The organism is Halapricum salinum (genome assembly GCF_004799665.1).
Lineage (GTDB): Archaea > Halobacteriota > Halobacteria > Halobacteriales > Haloarculaceae > Halapricum > Halapricum salinum.
Genome location: NZ_CP031310.1, coordinates 1,022,998 through 1,040,864, shown reverse-complemented (window position 1 = coordinate 1,040,864; position 17,867 = coordinate 1,022,998). Strand labels below are relative to the sequence as shown.

Annotated in this window: 18 protein-coding genes and 1 tRNA gene; 11 read left to right on the top strand and 8 right to left on the bottom strand. The window is 62.4% G+C overall.

Annotated features, from left to right (window positions below; translation table 11 throughout):
- Nucleotides 1-9 precede the first annotated feature (9 nt).
- From DV733_RS05150 to DV733_RS05140, 3 genes are all read right to left on the bottom strand, one after another.
- A complete protein-coding gene (locus tag DV733_RS05150) occupies nucleotides 10-2,214 on the bottom strand; it encodes a PAS domain-containing protein (RefSeq protein ID WP_049994116.1) in 2,205 nt (734 codons plus the stop codon).
- Between the two features lie 11 nt (nucleotides 2,215-2,225).
- Nucleotides 2,226-3,680: an ATPase domain-containing protein gene (locus DV733_RS05145; RefSeq protein WP_049994115.1), complete on the bottom strand. Its 1,455-nt coding sequence runs from the start codon at nucleotides 3,678-3,680 to the stop codon at nucleotides 2,226-2,228.
- A gap of 72 nt (nucleotides 3,681-3,752) precedes the next feature.
- Nucleotides 3,753-4,364, bottom strand: coding sequence for an IMP cyclohydrolase (locus DV733_RS05140; protein WP_049994114.1), 612 nt, complete (start codon nucleotides 4,362-4,364; stop codon nucleotides 3,753-3,755).
- Between the two features lie 112 nt (nucleotides 4,365-4,476).
- Between DV733_RS05140 and DV733_RS05135 the strand changes: the two genes are divergently transcribed.
- Nucleotides 4,477-5,319 carry a homing endonuclease associated repeat-containing protein gene (locus tag DV733_RS05135; RefSeq protein WP_049994113.1) on the top strand — a complete coding sequence of 281 codons (843 nt, stop codon included), beginning with the start codon at nucleotides 4,477-4,479 and terminating at the stop codon, nucleotides 5,317-5,319.
- 26 nt (nucleotides 5,320-5,345) lie between these two features.
- Nucleotides 5,346-5,418: transfer RNA gene (locus tag DV733_RS05130), tRNA-Gln, on the top strand.
- Between the two features lie 196 nt (nucleotides 5,419-5,614).
- On the opposite strand, the gene DV733_RS05125 is transcribed toward DV733_RS05130, so the two are convergent.
- The 3 genes from DV733_RS05125 to DV733_RS05115 form a co-directional block, all read right to left on the bottom strand.
- Nucleotides 5,615-6,607 (bottom strand): substrate-binding domain-containing protein, encoded by a 993-nt coding sequence (locus tag DV733_RS05125; protein ID WP_049994112.1) that lies wholly within the window; start codon nucleotides 6,605-6,607, stop codon nucleotides 5,615-5,617.
- Nucleotides 6,608-6,682: 75 nt separating this feature from the next.
- Entirely contained in the window at nucleotides 6,683-8,197 is a 1,515-nt protein-coding gene (locus DV733_RS05120; RefSeq protein ID WP_161569341.1) for an ABC transporter permease, read from the bottom strand.
- 354 nt (nucleotides 8,198-8,551) lie between these two features.
- Nucleotides 8,552-9,766: an ABC transporter substrate-binding protein gene (locus DV733_RS05115; protein WP_049994110.1), complete on the bottom strand. Its 1,215-nt coding sequence runs from the start codon at nucleotides 9,764-9,766 to the stop codon at nucleotides 8,552-8,554.
- A gap of 227 nt (nucleotides 9,767-9,993) precedes the next feature.
- Between DV733_RS05115 and DV733_RS05110 the strand changes: the two genes are divergently transcribed.
- From DV733_RS05110 to DV733_RS05095, 4 genes are all read left to right on the top strand, one after another.
- Nucleotides 9,994-11,097: an ABC transporter ATP-binding protein gene (locus DV733_RS05110; protein ID WP_049994109.1), complete on the top strand. Its 1,104-nt coding sequence runs from the start codon at nucleotides 9,994-9,996 to the stop codon at nucleotides 11,095-11,097.
- A gap of 179 nt (nucleotides 11,098-11,276) precedes the next feature.
- Nucleotides 11,277-11,618, top strand: coding sequence for an ArsR/SmtB family transcription factor (locus DV733_RS05105; protein WP_049994108.1), 342 nt, complete (start codon nucleotides 11,277-11,279; stop codon nucleotides 11,616-11,618).
- A 2-nt stretch (nucleotides 11,619-11,620) separates the two neighbouring features.
- Nucleotides 11,621-11,929 (top strand): DUF7521 family protein, encoded by a 309-nt coding sequence (locus DV733_RS05100; RefSeq protein ID WP_049994107.1) that lies wholly within the window; start codon nucleotides 11,621-11,623, stop codon nucleotides 11,927-11,929.
- 66 nt (nucleotides 11,930-11,995) lie between these two features.
- Nucleotides 11,996-12,292 carry a DUF7521 family protein gene (locus DV733_RS05095; RefSeq protein ID WP_049994106.1) on the top strand — a complete coding sequence of 99 codons (297 nt, stop codon included), beginning with the start codon at nucleotides 11,996-11,998 and terminating at the stop codon, nucleotides 12,290-12,292.
- A gap of 9 nt (nucleotides 12,293-12,301) precedes the next feature.
- Here DV733_RS05095 and DV733_RS05090 read toward each other — a convergent pair whose 3' ends face one another.
- Nucleotides 12,302-12,730: a GIY-YIG nuclease family protein gene (locus tag DV733_RS05090; protein WP_079979432.1), complete on the bottom strand. Its 429-nt coding sequence runs from the start codon at nucleotides 12,728-12,730 to the stop codon at nucleotides 12,302-12,304.
- Between the two features lie 115 nt (nucleotides 12,731-12,845).
- On the opposite strand from DV733_RS05090, the gene DV733_RS05085 reads away from it, so the two are divergent.
- Genes DV733_RS05085 through DV733_RS05075 form a run of 4 tightly spaced genes read left to right on the top strand, consistent with a single transcriptional unit; the run spans nucleotide 12,846 to nucleotide 15,772 of the window.
- Nucleotides 12,846-13,079, top strand: coding sequence for a FeoA family protein (locus DV733_RS05085; protein WP_049994105.1), 234 nt, complete (start codon nucleotides 12,846-12,848; stop codon nucleotides 13,077-13,079).
- Nucleotides 13,076-14,956: a ferrous iron transport protein B gene (feoB, locus tag DV733_RS05080; RefSeq protein ID WP_049994104.1), complete on the top strand. Its 1,881-nt coding sequence runs from the start codon at nucleotides 13,076-13,078 to the stop codon at nucleotides 14,954-14,956. The genes DV733_RS05085 and feoB overlap by 4 nt, the downstream gene beginning before the upstream one ends.
- Entirely contained in the window at nucleotides 14,953-15,111 is a 159-nt protein-coding gene (locus tag DV733_RS17245; protein ID WP_170178684.1) for a hypothetical protein, read from the top strand. The genes feoB and DV733_RS17245 overlap by 4 nt, the downstream gene beginning before the upstream one ends.
- 37 nt (nucleotides 15,112-15,148) lie before the next feature.
- Nucleotides 15,149-15,772 carry a rhomboid family intramembrane serine protease gene (locus tag DV733_RS05075; protein ID WP_049994103.1) on the top strand — a complete coding sequence of 208 codons (624 nt, stop codon included), beginning with the start codon at nucleotides 15,149-15,151 and terminating at the stop codon, nucleotides 15,770-15,772.
- A gap of 111 nt (nucleotides 15,773-15,883) precedes the next feature.
- On the opposite strand, the gene DV733_RS05070 is transcribed toward DV733_RS05075, so the two are convergent.
- Nucleotides 15,884-16,636, bottom strand: coding sequence for a ribonuclease H-like domain-containing protein (locus DV733_RS05070; protein ID WP_049994102.1), 753 nt, complete (start codon nucleotides 16,634-16,636; stop codon nucleotides 15,884-15,886).
- Nucleotides 16,637-16,719: 83 nt separating this feature from the next.
- On the opposite strand from DV733_RS05070, the gene DV733_RS05065 reads away from it, so the two are divergent.
- Entirely contained in the window at nucleotides 16,720-17,811 is a 1,092-nt protein-coding gene (locus DV733_RS05065; protein ID WP_049994101.1) for a cache domain-containing protein, read from the top strand.
- Nucleotides 17,812-17,867: the final 56 nt, after the last annotated feature.

Genomic DNA, 17,867 nt, shown 5'->3' with positions numbered 1-17,867 from the left:
GTCTGACCCCTACTCCAGGCGTTCGACGCCGGTGATCTCGAAGCGAGCCCCGCCAGTCTCGGGATCGTTCTCGACGGCGATCGACCAGCCGTGGGCGTCGACGATCTCTTTGACGATCGCCAGTCCGAAGCCGGTTCCGTCAGTGGCAGTCGTGTGCCCGAGGTCGAAGACCGACTCGCGTTCCTCGGGCGGGATCCCGGGACCGTCGTCGACGACCGCGACGCCGTCGGCGGTCTGTTCGACCCGGACGGTGACGTTCGTCCCGCCGTGTTCGACGGCGTCGTCGGACTGCGTCCGACTGCCCGTGGAACCATGTTCCACGCTGTTGCGAAAGAGATTTTCGAGCAGTTGTGCGACCCGGTCTGGGTCGGCCCGGATGGGTTCGGGCGCAGCGACGTCGAGCGTCGCGTCGCCCTCGTCGCTGCTCAGCCAGGCCCGGGTCGCGACCTCCTCGATCGAGACGGGTTCGACGTCGACACTGAGGTCGCCGTGGCGGGCCAGATCCAGCAGGTCGTCGATGAGTCGGTCCATCCGGTCGACGGCGTCCTCGGCCGGTTCGAGGTGATCGAGGTCGCCGGTGTCCCGGGCGATGCCCAGTCGGGCGCGGATGATCTGAAGGGGGTTGCGCAGGTCGTGGCTGACGATGCTGGCGAACTCCTCGAGGCGCTCGTTCTGGCGGGCGAGTTCGCGTTCGCGCTCTTTTCGCTCGGAGACGTCCCGCGCCTCGACGACGAGCAGGACGACCTCTCCGAAGGTGTCCCTGATCGGTTTGATCGAGACGTCGAGTGTGGCGACGCCGTCGGCGGCCACGACGCGCTCTTCGTAGCGGACGAACTCGCCCGCAGCGGCTCGCTCGACGTGCTCGACGAGTCGATCGCGCCGCTGAGCGTCTAAGATGCCGCTCGCAGCGTCCCAGACGCGGGCCCCGACGGCCGCCTCCCGGTCGAGATCCAGATACGCGACGGCCTGGTCGTTGAGCTCGACCACGCGTCCGTCGGGATCGAGCAGGCCGGTCAACTGGAAGGTCTGGTTGAAGATCGCGTCGAAGCGGCGCTCGCGTCGCTTGCGCTCGGTCACGTCTTCGAGGATGCCGACCAGTCGCGTGACCTGGCCGTCGGGACCGTAGACGGGGTAGGTGTCCGTCTCGATCCAGCGCGTCTGGCCGTCGGCGGTCAGCAGCCGGTACTCGATCGTGTGGACGTCCTGTTGGCCCGGATCGGAGAAAATTCGATCGATGTACGATTCGAGACGTTCCCGGTCGTCCGGGTGGGCGTGTTCGAGCGCAATCTCCCCCGGATCGCTAGCCAGGTCCTCGACGCTGCGGCCCGTCAGTTCCTCGTAGCCCGGGCTGGCGTACAGCAGGTCGCCGTCGATGGTCGTCAGCCAGATGATCTCCGAGACGTGTTCTGCGATCTGGCGGAAGCGCTGCTCGATCCGTTCCAGTTCGCGCTCGCGTTCTCGGCGCTCGGTCACGTCCCGAAGGACGACGACGGCCTCTCGCTGACCCTCGACGTCCAGCGTCGCCGCCGATACTGACGCGTAGCGAACCTCGCCGTCAGGCGTCTCCAGGCGCACTGTTGGCTGTTGGTCGGGCAACGGCTCGTCAGCGAAGGCGGCCGCAGCCTGCTCTTCGATCCGGTCGGCGGTCGTCGCCGAGAGCACGTCGACGTCCGCGAGCCGAACTGATCGCTCCGGCACGTCGTCGAGCCCCGTCAGCGTCCGGAAGGCCTCGTTGGCCGAGGTGAGCGCGCCGTCCTCGCTGAGGACGAACACGGGATCGGGAACGCCGTCGAACAGCCGCTCGAAGCGCCGTTCGCTCCGCCGATAGCGACTCGCCAGCTGTCCCGAGAGGTCACGCCGCTCCAGCAGGTTCTCGATCCGTCGGTAGAGCACGGCCTTCTCGATGGGGATCGAGACGATGTCGTCGACGATGTACAGCCCGTCGATCGTCTCCCAGTCGCTGGGATCGAAGGCCTCGCTCTGGGCCTGTTCGGCCACGAGCAACACCGGCGCGAACACCGGTTCGGCTTCCGTCTTCCACTCGCGGAGCCCGTCTTTGAGCTGCGGGAACGACGCGGCGTCGACGATCACCAGATCCGTGCCGACGCCGACGCGCGGCTCGACGGGCGTCGAGACCTCGTATTCCTCGCCGAGCCACTCCGCGAGGAGCTGGCGGTCGCGGTCCTCGGCGACGAACAGCGTGACCGTCGACATCGATCCCGTGTTTACTCACCTCTGTCGCCGATGCGTTCGGGCGTCCCCCGGAGCAGGCCGCGAACGTCGGTCATCGGCTCGCCCACGCTGATCTCACCCTCGGCCAGTTCGAACTCCCGGAGTGTGGATTCGAAGTCGCTGACTCGCTTTTTGAGGACGCCGATCACCTTTCGGAGCCGGCCGTCGAGTTCGACGTGCCGGAGGAACAGGACGTTGTCCGCCAGGTAGCTGATCCCGACGTTCGTCGCCTGGAAATTCCCCGTCACGGTGTCGACCTCGTCGACGAAGATGACCGTCACGCCCATGTTTTTGAGATACCGACCGAGCGCGTGGAGTTTCCGGATCAGCGGTTCCTCGTCGCCCTGGATCGAGAGCTTGTAGCCGTTGATCCCGTCGAGGACGACCACCTCCGTGTCCCGCTGTTCGACCTGCTCGCGGACCATCTGGGCGAACTCCTCGGCCGAGCGGGTCAGCGGCTCGACCTCCTGGACGTGCAGGTCCTCGCTCGCTTCGAGGTCCTCGACGGGTATCCCGAGCGCGCTCGATCGCTGGCGGAACGTCGCCGGTGACTCCTCGAACATGTAGATCGCCGCCCGCTCGCCGCGCTGGGCCGCAGCCTGGGCGAACAGCGTCGCCGTCGTCGTCTTGCCGACGCCCGTCGGACCGCTGACGATCGTGATCGTCCCGCGCTCGATCCCGCCGCCGAGCAGCGCGTCCAGCCCGTCCAGTCCGGAGCCGATCGCCTCTGTATCGACCGCGGCCCCGTGTTCGTCCGGGACGAGTCTGGGGAAGACGACCATTCCGTCGCCGGTGATACGGAACGTATGGGTGCCTTCCCGGCGGTCCGACCCACGGAACTTCGGGACCGTGATCGTCCGGCCGTGGTCAGTCTGGTCGAGTTCGACGATGCCGTCGCTCAGAAACTGCAGGTCGTCGTCGGGCGTGCTCGGCGTCCGCTGGGAGGTGAAGAGTACTGTCGCCTCTGACTCGGTCAGAAAGCGCATGAAAGAGACGACCTGTTTGCGGAACTGGAACTCGTCGCTGGTCAGATTGCGAAACTGCGTGACCGGATCGAGAAAGACCCGATCAGGCTTACGATCCCGTACTGCGTCGACGATCTGGTCGGTGAGCGAGTTCTGTTCGACCTCCTCGGGTGCGAAGACGCTGTAGGACTGATCGTCGGCGAAGAAGTCCGACTCGGGACTCAAATCGAGAAACGAGACGTTCGACAGGTCGAATCCCAGCGAATCGGCGTTCGCGCGGGCGTCGTCCTCGCTCTCTTCGAGATTGATGCACAGCGCGTCCGCCTCGGGGTCGGCCGTGAGGAATTCGTAGCCGAGCACTGTCTTGCCGGCCCCGGGCGGCCCCCTGACGAGATAGCTCCGGCCAGCGAGGGGTCCGCCTTGCAGTATCTCGTCGAGACCAGCCACGCCTGTCGAGAGGCGACGATCAATACCCGATGACATCAGTAACCACTATCGGCTAGTCGGTATTGTAACCGTTTAGTATTTCCCCCGGGTTCTCCGTGGTGATAGCTGTCAGTCGTGGTGTCCGGCGAGCGATTCATTGACGACACTCGTCTCGAAGCCGTCGTCGTCGACCGCGACGCCCGCGGCACAGACGGCGTGTTCGAACTCCAGGTCGTAGGCCTCGCGGGCCGCGCTGGCGGCGTCAGCCGCTTCGAAGTCGAACGACTCAGGACTGTTCTTCTCGTAGGTCGCGACTAGCGTCGGCTCGGTGATTTCCTCGACCAACAGGGCGTCCCGGCGGACCGTCCCGATCACCGCGTCGTCGGCGGTGGGATCGTCCTCCAGGCCGACGATGCCGGCGATACGAGGGGTGTCGTAGTCGTCTTTCTCGAAGTCCAGCGCGAGCAGCGGTTCGGCGAGCGCGTCCCGGGCGGGATAGCCGAGTTCGAGTTTCTCGGCGATGGGGTCGACGTGGCTGCCGTTGCCGACGACCGCGCCCCGCGAAGTGACGCGCAGCCCGTTGTAGGAGATGTAGGGGTTGTCCGACGGCGGTGCGTCCGGGGTGGGTTCGATGGTGACGGTGCCGTCGCGGGCGACGGCCTGGCGGTTCGGGAACGAGCGCGAGGAGACGCGGTAGGCGCCGACCTCCGGGCCGACGACCACGAATCGTCCGACGTACATATCTCTCTGTGCTGGCCCCGCTGGCAAGGACGTATCGGTCCCGAGCCGTACTGTGAAGGAATCACACCCCCTCGTCCCGAGGTATATATACGAAGTCGGCACACTCCGGGCCGTGCGCACGGAAGCCGAGTGTATCGGGGCGCTGCGCGAAGCCGCCGAACAGCTGGGCGAGTCGCCGACGAAATCCCAGTACGAGCAGCTGGGGCTGACGCCCGCTTCAGGGACGATCCAGCGCGTGATGGGCGGCTGGAACGAGGCGAAGGAAGCGGCGGGGCTGGAGACGAATCCATCATCCGGCTCGCGTGTCCAGCCGAAGCCCGACGATGTCGAGTTACCGGAGGGTAAAGAGTGGGACGAACTCACACAATACCAACGCTGGCACTACAAGAATCGCGAGTGGAATACAGAACGATCACTCGAACGTCGACGACGACTTCGGCAGTGGATCCACAGGAAGAAAGCCGAAAGCGAAGGGTGCAGCCGCTGTGCGGAGACGGACCCAGCCTGTCTGGACTTCCATCACGAATCGCCATCGGACAAGGAGATGGCCGTGAACAAGATGGTTCCGTATGGTTACTCGAAAGCCGATATCGAAGCGGAGATAGGAAAGTGCCAACTGTTGTGTGCAAATTGCCATCGGAAAGAACACGCGTCGGTGTCGTCGCCGGATCCTGGAGGCGAGCCAGCGACGAACGAACAGCGACTTCGGAGGATGACGCGCAAGTACAAACGGACCCGGGGATGTCAGCGCTGTTCGGAGACAGACCCCGTCTGTCTTCAATTCCATCACGTCGAGTCGAAGCGAATGGGTGTCGGCGAGATGATCGCGAACAGCTGTCCTGAAACCGACGTTCGTGCGGAGATGGAGAAGTGTGTCGTCCTGTGTGCGAATTGCCATCGAAAAGAACACTTCACAATTCCAGAGACGGCAGCGGGTGAAAGCGACAGGATTTAGTAAACCCACGGTCTTCTCACGAATGCAGTCCTGTGGTGTAGTGGCCAATCATGTAGCCTTCTGGGGGCTACGACGGAGGTTCGAATCCTCCCAGGACTACTTTTCGGCGAACAAACTCGTGAGCCGTAAATATCGTCGGAGATTCGAACCTAGAAGACGAGCGACGTGAGCCTTCGTCCGGTCCAGGATAGACTGTTGGGTCACGGAGAGCAAACTCAGAAGCCCGACACAGAGGAGTCTCGGAGAGCCAGGGTCTTCCATCGGTCCGAAATACCCAGACGGTGCCTGTCGACGATCAGTCCCTGGCGACCGAACAATCGACGAACAGTTCGTCGACATCGTACGGACGAGGAATCAATCCCTGATTGTCGGCGTACTCGATGAACTTGCTCACTTCCCGTCGATTTCGGTCCGTGAGGCCGTACTCCCACGCGTCAGGGCCGAGTACCTCACGTTGCTCCCGGAGGTGGAGATGGTTCCAGGTGATCGCAGTGTTCCTGGCGGGGCTTTTGAGCCCATCCAGACACACGTCGCGGGCCTCACAGAATCCGTCGAAGAGATTCACCGCAACCCACGGATGCTCTTCGACGATCTCCTCGCGTAATGCGATCACGTGCAACACGGGATGGATGCCGGTTTCACGGAAGTAGTCTCGTTCTTCAGTCAGTGGATCGTCAAAGAAGAGTTCTGCAACGTCGGATTCGACGACGTCCCAGAATAGCCGCCCCGCGGGTTCGATGACAGCGTCTAACTCCCCATCGAAGAACACCTCGGTAATCGTATCCGGATCATCGACCGATTCAGGCTTCTCGGGGAGTGGTTGGATATCATAGCGGTCCGGAATCGAGAGCGGAACGTCGTTCTCCTTCCGTTGATACCAGTGGACTTTGGTGAGATCAAGGTCGTAATATTCACGTGCGATCCCGCGCATCCAGACGTCTCTGGTCGTCTGCCAGGACTGGATCCCCACCTTTTTTCCTTCGAGATCAGCTGGCTTCTGAATATCCGTATCCGTCCGTTTGTAGAAAAACGAGTGTGGAAACCGTTTTGCGGGGAACACCGGGATCGCCGTGAACGGATATCGCTCGCGGTCTTTGCGAGCCGAGAGATACGAAGCCAGGGAAACTTCCGCGACGTCGTAATCCCCGCGTTCGAAGAACCGTCGATGGCGTTTTGGAGGGTATTCCGACAGGACGGTTGTGTCGATCCCCTCCAATTCGACCTCGCCAGTCTGTAGTGCGTGGGAGAGGTCTCGGTGCCAACACGCAATCGAGAGATCGACTGTCATGGTCGGAGATGATCTGGAACCTACATAAAAACCAGTGTGCAGCGTACGAATGTGGGAATCGCCTCGCAGCACCGGTCAAATACTCGTCAGGTCGAATCCGAGTCGATACGCGAGCATGTAGAGAAGTGTTACACCAGAGATCAACAACACTGAGTACGCGGCTGCGACGTTGAGTTCACCCTGTGAAATAAAGTACCAGATCGCAGATTGGACGATCATATCCTGATTTCCGCCCAGGATTATCGGAATTGACAGACTTTTGGTTGTATCTACCACGATAATGATGAATCCAGCGAGTAATCCAGGTGCAATCAGTGGCGCGTATATCTCCCGTAGCAATACGGATCGATTTGCCCCCGACACCCGCGCAATTTCGTCTAGGTTCGAGCCGATTGATCGAAGCGAGGAGTTCGCGGCGCGAACGCCGTAGACCAGGAACTTTGCGGCAAAGGCTATCGCGATGATTATCAGCGACCCATAGAGGAAGCCAAGTAGATCGTTGTACTCGAGTATCAGCCACTGGAGCGCCGAGGCGAGGACGATGCCTGGAATCGCGATCGGAGCGTACGACAGATAACCTAACACCGTTCCACCACCCCAGTCAGTCTTCACACTCAGATACGAGATGATGAGACCGAGTATAATCGCCAGGGTGCCGGTAGCCACACCTACTATCGCAGAGTTGAGCAACGACTCCTGGAAGACATCTGTCCACGTCCCGAAGAGGAGTCCACGGTACCCTTCCAGCGACCACTGAACGAATTCGAATCGAAATCCGACCCAGGCACGTTGGAGACTCCCGATAAATATCATCGTGATCGGTAGTATATATACAATTACTAGCAGAAGCACGAAGGAGACGGTGAAGTAGTTGTTATGATAATAACGGAACGAATCAGTGTGTTCTCCGTGGCCGGTGATCGTCTCGTAGCGTGCGTCGCTCCCGACGAGCCGGCGCTGTATCGCTAACAGCCAGAGGCTGACGAACAAGATCGTCACGCCCAACGAGCCGACGAAGGTGAAATTGACCGGAAACTCAGACAGTTCGAGGTACATCAGACTCGCGACCGTATATACCTGGTTCTGGAGGCCGAGTACCAGCGGCAACGAGAACGACTGAACACCGCGGACGAAGACGATTACGGTCGCGACGAGCAGTGAAGGAACGATCAGCGGAAGATCGATCCGGGCAAAGATCGTGCGACGACCAGCACCGGAGATGAGTGACATCTCTTCGAGCTGTGGCGGGATCGAGCGAGCAGCCCCGCTCGTGAGAAGGTACACGAGCCCGGCGTAGTGCGTCCCGAAGATGAATGCGATCGTCCAGATATTGTTCGCGCTGACGACCGGTTCGTTGATCATCGGGAACAACACGAGTATCCGATTGATCGGACCGTACGGATCGAGGTAAAAATCCCAAGCCAAGCCCTGGATGAAATCGGGGATCAGAAATTGCACGATCATCAGCGCGCTAACCGTACTCTGCACCCATCGAGGGAGATCCATCTTGAGTGTGAAGATCACTGCACTTATCCCGATGACGAGCGCCACGAGCGTCCCGAAGATGGTGAGGATCGCTGTGTTCCACAACGTCTGGTGAACGTCGGGGTGCGTCAACAGCGTCTCGTACCCCGAAAGTGTGACCTCGCCGCCGAACCCGGGAGTCGTCGTCCACAGCGAACTCCAGAAGAAGAACGCGAGGGGGATCCCGATCAGCGTCAGGAGGAAGACGAAGGGGACCAAGAATAGTCCGACCCGGCTGGTTAGCGCCGACCGAAGATACGTCTGCAAGCTGTCGAACGCCCTCGCAAACCGTTTCAATGTGTCGTTATCCATAGGTCTGGAACAGCCGACGTGCCGTGGCTAGAGCAGCCGGGATGAGACGATCAGCCACGGGGAAGTGAGTGACTTCAGACAGTCGACCTGTGAATATTCGGGCCTCGTCTATACGTTCGGGACGCCGAAGTAGTCTTTCCACTCGGATTCGACTTCCGAGAGGTCCCGATCGATATCCAGTTGCGCGTACGGTTGCTGCCAGTCAGCGTACAGCCAATCGAGCGCTCCCTGGGGGTTCGACATCTCGAAGTCGGCCGTGACGATTCCCTTCTGGAATACCTGGGCACCCCTGGTCGACAGCAGGTAGTCGGCGAAGAGTTTCGCGGCGTTGGGGTGTGGTGGGTCGTCGGGGACACCGATCCCCGAGGGAACGAACACGTAGCCGCTCGGATGTTCCAGGGGTTCGATCGGTAGGCCTTCGGCCTGCTGGTCGTACATCACGCTCAGCGGCCCGAGGAACGTAATGTCCGAGCCCCCTTGGGCGGTATCGAGTGTCATCCCGTAAGCACTCTCGTCGAATTTCGGGTTCTGATTCGCCAGCGCTTCGATGAATTCGCCGCCGGTCATGTCTGAATCGACCGCCTCCAAGCGAGGCGGTACACTGTCGACGTACTCCTCGCCTATGAATGGCGTGGCTGACGCGGGATTGGGCGTCACGTCCAGGATAATACTATCGTCACTGAATTGAGGGTCCAGAAGATCTAGGAGGGTTTCTGGGGCGCTCTCGACCGTGGAACTATTATAAAAGGTGCCGTAGACTTGTTGCTGATAGTAGCCGATTCGGGACGTCTTCGACTGGAGTTCCTCCGGGACGTTTTCTTGCCAACCAGGGACGCCAGAGAGGTTCGCAAGCGGGATGTCTCTCGAAATCAGCCGTGGGAGATACACCGTCGTCAGGATATCTGCAGTCACGTTGCCGGATTGTTGCTCACGTCGGTAGCGGCTCGCTTGCTCCTGTGAATTGAGGGGGATGACCTCTACGTTGTCCTTCAGCGGTTCCCACGGACTCCCGTCCGGGATCAGTGGCTCCCCTTGCATCGACTCCGGCAACGAATCGACTGGGTGTCCATTATAAACGGACCGCTCTATGTCCTCAGAACTCGCACCTTCGATCCAGACTTGTAGCTTATCCCCGCTCAGCTCCTCGCGTGCTTGTTCTTTCTTTTCCGCACGCCACTCTTCGGGGTCTTGATCACGGTCTGGAGTCGTCTCCGCGCCAGACTCGTCATTATCCCCACCGAGACAGCCTGCAGTGACGACCGCTGCCGACAAGCCGCCAATCTTGAGGAACGTTCGCCGATCGTGGTTGGGCCGATTAGTCATACCAGAGCCATTTTTTCTATAACATAAAAGGATTTGGGGAAATTCTGTCTTAATAGGAACACAGACCCCCGTTTTCTAGCGAATGGGGTTCGAACGCTAGCATATAACCAAAAACCCGTTTAGTAATTTAACAAATGTGTTTAGTGATGTTCAAATGAACTGTATTGTAGCGTGTATAGAATCGTCGATAGGCCTTTTGTGGGGACAGGCGTATAGGGACCGACACGATGGCCGCGGATCCACAGTTGGCTGTGACAGGACTCACAAAGTCTTTCGGCGAGGAGTTCGAGCTCTCGGGAGTCGATATCACTGTCGGAACCGACGAGATTGTCGCGTTACTGGGCCCCAGCGGTTGCGGGAAGACGACGGCACTGCGATGTATCGCCGGCGTCGAATCACCGGACAATGGAACGATCCATGTCGGCGACGATCTCGTCGAGGGCGACGGAGTCTCGATCCCGCCCGAGGCTCGCGACGTCGGGATGGTCTATCAGAACTACGCGATCTGGCCGCACAAGACCGTCTACGGGAACGTCGTCTTCCCGCTGAAACACTCCGACCACGACGTGCCGAAAGATCGCTACGAGGAACGCGTCCAGGAGATCCTCGACCTCGTCGAGATCGGCGACCTGAAGGACTCGCCGGCGACGGATCTCAGCGGTGGCCAACAACAGCGGACGGCACTGGCCCGATCGCTGGTCCACGATCCTGGACTGCTCCTCCTCGACGAACCACTGAGCAACCTCGACAAGGGATTGCGCAAGCACATGCGCTACGAACTCCAGCGCCTCCAGCACGAGATCGGCGTCTCGATGCTGTACGTGACCCACGATCAGGAGGAAGCCTTCTACCTGGCCGACCGGATCCTCGTCATGCGCGACGGAGAAATTGTCGAACGTGGCAGCCCCCGAGAGCTGTACGAGCGACCGAAATCGTCGTTCACGCGCCGGTTCGTCGGCGATCGAAACCGATTCACGGGTACCGTCAGGACCACGCCAGAGGAGGAACGCGTCGATGCCGGTTTCATCGAGTTCCCGCTGTCCAGTGGCGACTATGTGGCCGACGACGTCGGCTCGGGGTCAGTCCGCTGTTTCGTCCGGCCAGCCGATATCTCGATCGGCCGCTTCGATCCCGGCGGAACGGACATCCTCGAGATCACCGGGACGGTCGTTGCCGACGGACTGCTCGGCGAGCGCTACGAGGTGACAGTCCAGTTCGGCGAGACCGACCTGATCGTTCACACCGAGCCCAGTCGCGACTTCCAGCAGGGCGACGAGATCACGATCTACTTCGAACCCGGCGCGATACAAGTCTACGACGCGGCCGACTAGGACCGACTTTCAGACCCTGAAAGTCTGGTCGCTTGCCTTTATATGTGGGTGCCGTTGCACAGGGTGTGGGCACAGACCGAACGACGGTCGCGGACAGCGTCGACTGCGGATCGCACAGCGGTAGGTGGGTCGATCGACGTGTGGGGATTTTTTGTCGGATCGTTTCGAAGGGGTGGTCGATGAGTGACGAGGACCTCGTGGCGATCGCCTCCCTGCTGGAGGACGACTACGCACGAGAGATCCTCGCGCACACGAGCGTCGAGGCCCAGTCGGCCAACGAACTGGCCGACGCCTGCGGGGCTTCGCCGCCGACGATCTACCGCCGCATCGAGCGATTGAACGAACACGACCTGTTGACCGAAGAGCAACAGCTCGACCCGGACGGCCACCACTACAAAGTCTACGCGGCGAATCTGGAGCAAGTGACCGTCGAACTCGACGCCGGCGAGTACGCCGTCGAGGTGACGCGCACGACGGATCCGGCCGACCGGTTCACCAAACTCTACGACGAACTCAGATAGCTATGGCATCGATCACGACCGTCGGCGGGGACGCACTCGTCGTGGTGAGCCTGTTCGCCGGCGTGTTCGTCTCGATCGTGCTGGCGCTGTTGCTCGCGGTCCGGGCCTATCGTGGCTACCGGCGGACGCGGAGTCCACGGCTACTCGCGCTCAGCGGCGGGCTGCTGTTGATCGTCGCCGTCCCCAAACTCGCGAACCTGGGGCTGGCGACGGCGACGACGGTCTCGACGCCGACGATCGGCGTGCTCACCGCGACCTGCCGCGTGGCCGGACTCGCGATAATTCTGGGAACGATCTATGCTCGGGAGTGACACCGTCACGGCCGTCGAGGAACGCCCGCCTGCGGGAGCGACAGCCCCGGCCGGAGGTGAGCGGTCGTGACGGGCGTCGTCGGCCAGATCGTGCAGTTCACCTTCGATATCGGGGTGGTCGAGGTGCTGATACAGCTGCTTGGAGTCCTCGTCGGCAGCGTCGTGGTCTACCAGGCCGTCCGCGGGTACCGACGCAACGACAGCCGCGCGATGCTATTCTTGGCGCTCGGACTCCTGATCCTCGGCCCGATCTACTTCGGCGTCGCGCTCGTGCCTGGGCGGTCGGCCCTCGCCGGACTGGTGAATCAACTACTGGATATCGTCGGTCTCGGGTTGATCCTGTACTCGCTGACTCGCGCGTGAAGCCGTCGATCACCTTGGGCGTGACGACTCTCGCACGGCCGCATGCACACGTCGAACGTCGCCGACGATTCCTGACCCCTGCCCGCAGGAGACGAGGTGGCTATCGCAGTCACAGTCGGAGGCTCCGATTCCGGGGATGGGTTCGCCAGCGAGACGCCGGCTGACGGCGCACTCGATATCGGCGTCGACCGAGCGGACGACGGCGGCGACCCGGGTTCCGGGGTGGCCGAGCAGATAGTCGACATGCCAGTGGCGGGCGTCGTTGTCGCCGGTCGCGACCCGGCGGTGGCGATCGATCCGGGAGAAACCGCCCGGGCCGAACGCGCTCCCGGTGTAGGCGTAGATCCCTTCGTCGAGGTCGCGCTCGCCAGCCGCGCCGAACGTGATCGTCGCCGCCTCCGGGAGATCGATCAAGAGGGTATAGGTCCCGCTCGCCATACACGCCACTGTGGCCGCCGGCACGAAAACGGCTGCGACGACCCTTCTCAGTCGCTGGGAACACGGCCCGCTACTTAATCGAGGGTACGGAGTAGGTACTCTTAGGTGAACCTAAATGTCCGAGATACTTGCGGACACAACTCCAGGCGAGACAGTAATGCTGGAGCGCGTTCCGGACGACGACGTCCGAGCGCGATTGCTCAGGCTGGGGTTTCTCGACGGGGCTGTCGAGTGCCGCCATCGGCTCCGGAAGGGGCCGATCGTGCTGCGTCGTAACGGGACCGAACTCGCACTCGGAGCCGATCTGGCCCGCGAGATCGAGATCACGTTCGCAGGAGACGATCGATGAGCTGTCACGACCACGGCCCCACCGAGGTCGACGCCGAGGAGACGATCGCGCTGGTTGGATGTCCGAACGTCGGCAAGAGCGTCGTGTTCAACGCGCTGGCCGAGCGCTACGTCGACGTCTCGAACTACCCGGGGACGACCGTCGACGTCACCGAGGCGGCCTTCGAGGACGCGAAACTCACGGACACGCCCGGCGTCTACGGCGTCTCCAGTTTCGACGAGGAAGAGCGGATCACTCGTGAGATCGTTCTCGAGGCTGACGTCGCGATCAACGTCGTCGATGCCACTCGCCTCGAGCGTGATCTCTTTCTGACGTTACAATTGCTGGATATGGGGATCCCGACGGTCGTCGCACTGAATATGATGGACGAGGCTGACGCGGACGGAATCGACATCGACGCCGAGACGCTCGAAGAGTCTCTGGGCGTTCCGGTCGTTCCCACGGTAGCGGTCGATGGGACGGGGATCGATCGGCTGCGTGCGCGACTTCCCGAGGCCACAGCGCCCGAGTCGACGCCGATCGAGCGGTGGTTCGACGACCTTCCGGAAGACGTCGGGGCGACACGAGCCGAGAAGACGCTGCTTGTCGAGGAAGACGAACCGACGGCTTCGCAGGTGGCTGACGGCGATATCGTGGCCGACGGCGGTGCTCTGACCTTCGTGGACGCGGGCCAGCGTGAGGACGTCTATACCCATCGGCGACGTCGGGTCGAAGACGTCGTCGCGGATGCTGTTGCACGGCGCGAGCGTGGGTCCTCGTGGGCCGAACGGCTCAGCGACTACATGTTGAATCCGCTGACGGGGACGCCGATCGCGCTGGCGATGCTCGGAGTGATCTACTACCTCATCGGCGATCTGGTCGCTCAGCGGCTGGTCGACTTCATGGAAGTGACGGTCTTCGGGGCATACTACAACCCTACAGTAGAATCGTTCGTGGGCGGACTGCTCCCGAACGCGAGCTGGGCCGAGCCGATCGAGTTCCTGCTGCTCAACGACAACCTCGGCCTGCTGACGATAACCGTCCAGTATCTCGTCGGCGTGCTGCTGCCGCTGGTCGTGGCGTTCTATCTCGTCATCTCCGTCATGGAAGACTCGGGCGTGTTGCCCCGGCTTGCCGTTCTCACGGATCGCGGGCTCACTCGGATCGGGCTGAACGGTCGGGCGATCGTCCCGATGATCGTCGGCGTCGGCTGTGTGACGATGGCGATCATCACGACCCGGATGGTCGGCTCCCGGCGCGAGAGACTCATCTCGACCGGGTTGCTCGGGCTGGCGGTCCCCTGCTCGGCCCAGCTGGGCGTGATCATGGGGTTGCTCGCTGGCCTGGGGCTCGTCTGGTGGTTCGGGTACGTCGGCGTGCTGCTGGTCGTCCTCGGCGTGGCCGGCGTGTTCCTCGACCGGACGCTGCCGGGTGAGAGCACACCGTTGGTGACCGAACTCCCACGGATGCGCGTCCCCCGAGCGCGGAACATCCTCCGGAAGACCGCCACCCGGACGAAGCTGTTCCTCCGGGAGGCGGTCCCGTTGTTCGGGGCGACGGCACTCGTCGTCTCGGCGCTGGCGTACGTCGGTGGCCTCGCAGCGATCCAGCGGGCACTCTCGCCTGTCACTGGCATGCTCGGATTGCCACAGGAGTTCGGGCGCGTACTCTTGCTGGGGCTGATCCGCAGGGACTTCGCGGCCGCGGGGATGACGGATCTGGCACTCGGGCCGGCCGAGGTGTTCGTCGGGTTGGTCGTGATCACGCTGTTCGTCCCGTGTATTCTCTCGATGGTGATGATCCTCAAGGAACGCGACGCCAGGAGCGCGCTGGTGATGTGGCTCGGGTCGTGGATCGCGGCCTTCGGCGTCGGCGGCCTGCTGGCGGTGGTCCTATGAACTGCCCGACCTGTGACTACGAGTTCGATCCCTCGCGGGGGCTCCAGTGTCCGCGATGTGGGGAGGCACTCGACTGTGGGGAGATCGGGTGTTCGAACTGTGACGCCTGTGACAGCCTCTTCGAGCAACTGGGACAGCGCATCCGGCCGAAGTGACCACCCACTTTTTTCCCGTCGACCACGTGGAACGAGTATGGACGATTCAGCGAGTCCGACCCTGACACTGGCCCTCCTCATGGTCGTCGTCGTGGCGGTCCAGACGTTCCTCCGGTTGTTCGGCGTCGATCCGTGGACGTTTGCCCTCGCCTGGCCGCTCACCGAACGACCCTGGACGCTCGTGACCAGCGTGTTCGCCCATGCCGGGTTCGGTCACCTCCTGACGAATCTGGTCGGGCTGGCGATACTCGGACTACTGCTCGAACGCCGGACCTCGCCGATACGGTTCTATACGTTCTTCCTGGCGACCGGGATCGTCGCTGGCGTGATGCAGGTCACGGTCGCCACGCACGTCCTCGGCCAGCCGGCAGCCGTCCTCGGGGCCAGCGGCGCGGTCTTCGCACTCTTCGGCTACGTGCTCGCCGGTAATCGCCTGACGAAAGCCGCCGCGTCCGGGATCTCGATCCGCCCGCGAACCCAGTTGCTCGCGATCGTCACCGTCGCTGTCGTCCTGACGGTCGTGACCGCGGGCCAGCGCGACGCCCTGATTGCACACTTCACTGGCCTCGTGCTCGGGATCGTCGCCGGCCGAGACCACCTGCTCCGGCCCGGCCAACCGGAGCCGACAGACAGGGTCGGTACCGACGTACCGGGCCGTTGATCCCGCGCTGGCGACCAGCCCCGATACCGTCTCTCGTCGGATGCCACCACGACTCATATATCGAAATCTCCAACGGAATCGAAGGGGTTTAGAATCCGACAGCAAGAGCAGTCAAATAGTCGTCGTGTCCGGGAGAACGGTCCGTTCGAGGCGTTCGTTGACCCGTTCGGTGAGGGGTTCGAGGTTCTCGACGTCCTCGCGGTTGTACGAGACCAGCGTTTCCAATGCAGATTCGTCGCCGCGCTCGTACTGATACCAGAGGTCGACCGCTTCCTTCCCGGAGATGTCCGGGCGTTCGCGCTCGATTCCGATCTCCTGCTCGATCGTCTTCAGCCCGCCAGTGAGGTCGAGTCGACGGCAGGGATACATGAGGTCGAGGTGTGGCTTCTCGGCGAGAGAGACGTCGAAGTTCGCTTCGAGGAAAGGGACGTCGAAGCGCTTGCCATTAAAGGTGACCAGCAGGTCGGCGTCGCCGAACAGGTCCGACAGGGCGTCGGCGTGGAGGTCCCGGCCCTGGACCAGGGTTTCGGTTTCGCCGCCGATGCGGGCGCTGACGGTCGTCACGTCGTTCCGATGCTGGTCGAGGCCGGTGGTCTCGATGTCGAAGAAACAGGCGTTCTCGCGGAAGGTCTCGAACAGCCGCCACTGCTCGGCGCTGGGGAACGTCTGGCCGAAGAAGGCAGCGTTATCCGAATCGAGATGGCGGCGTCCCTCGTCGATGAACGACTGGATTCGCTGGGCCGTGGTCTCGCCGACAGCGTCGGGGTCGAAGTCCTCCCAGTGAGTAATCCCCTGTTCCCAGAGCCGTCGCTCGGTCGTCTCGCCGACACCCTCGACCGGGATGAAGCTGTTCTCGACGCGCACACCACTCCTGGGTCGTGGGGGGACGTAAATCTCGCGCTCTCGCTTTCGGCCGATTTATCAGATGGGGTGAAGTGGCAGTGGATATGAACGTATCTGAGTGGGGGATCGCGAGCCGTCGATCACTGGCGGTCGTGATGCTTCTGTCGGTGCTCGTGGCGTCGTTCGGGGTCGTGAGCGCTGGTAGTTCGGACGCAGGACAGGAGACGGTCTGTGAGCAGCAGGTCGAGGCGACCGCGAGCCAACAGGCGAGCAACGCGGCCGATGCGGTGAATCGGTGGATTCGAACCCAGAGCCAGGAGGTAGCCCAGTTGGGACGGCAGCCGATCGTCGAGCGGGGCAACGCCTCCGAGATCCAGTCGTGGTTTCTCTCAGAGCGAAACCAGAACGCGGACTGGGGTAGGTCGGGTGCGACGGTCCACTACGTCGACCTCGACCGGGAGGAGGTGCTTGCGAGCACGGACCCGACCAGTTACGAAGGTTCCTCGACGAGCGAGCTGAACAACAGTCTCAGTGCGGTCCTCGAAGACGCACGGATCGGTCAGGGCGTGAGCCGAACGGACGCCTACGTCGACCAGTCGGGGACCGTCCGGGTCTCGTTCGTCCAGGTGATCGCTGGCGATTCGGAGACGACGCGCGCCATCGTCTACTCGGTCGCGCCACACGCGGCAGCCAGTGAGTTGCTGGATCAACCGGGCGACAGCGGCGTGACGATGGTCGTCGACGCACAGAACCGCATCCTCATGGACCACACCGGATCGACTGGACTGCAGCTTCGAAGCTACTCGGCGAGCGCGTGGGAACAGCCGATCCTCGAAGCGCGAGCGGCCGGCGGTGGCGAGACGTCCGTCCAGCGAGCACCGGAACCCGCCAGTGGCATCCTGAGCGGTGAGGTGAACGGTCGCGTCACCGAATACGGTCTCCGCGGCGAGCGCTACCTCGTCGCGTCGGCGAAAGTACCCACCATCGCCCAGACCGGGATCGCTCAGGACGTCCAGTGGATCGTCCTCGTGCACTCGCCGTGTTCGTCGAGTCTCGACGGAGACGAACAGCAATCCGGAGACGCTAACGGAGAGACCGGCAGCGGCTTCGGCCCGGGATACGGCCTTGGCGTCGCGATCCTGGCCGTCTCGCTGCTCGGGATCGCGGTCGTGACGGCCTGTGGTCGCCGGGCGTGACAGCCACGACGCGACCGGCGGTCACGCCTATGGGCCTGGCACGCTTCGTCTCGACC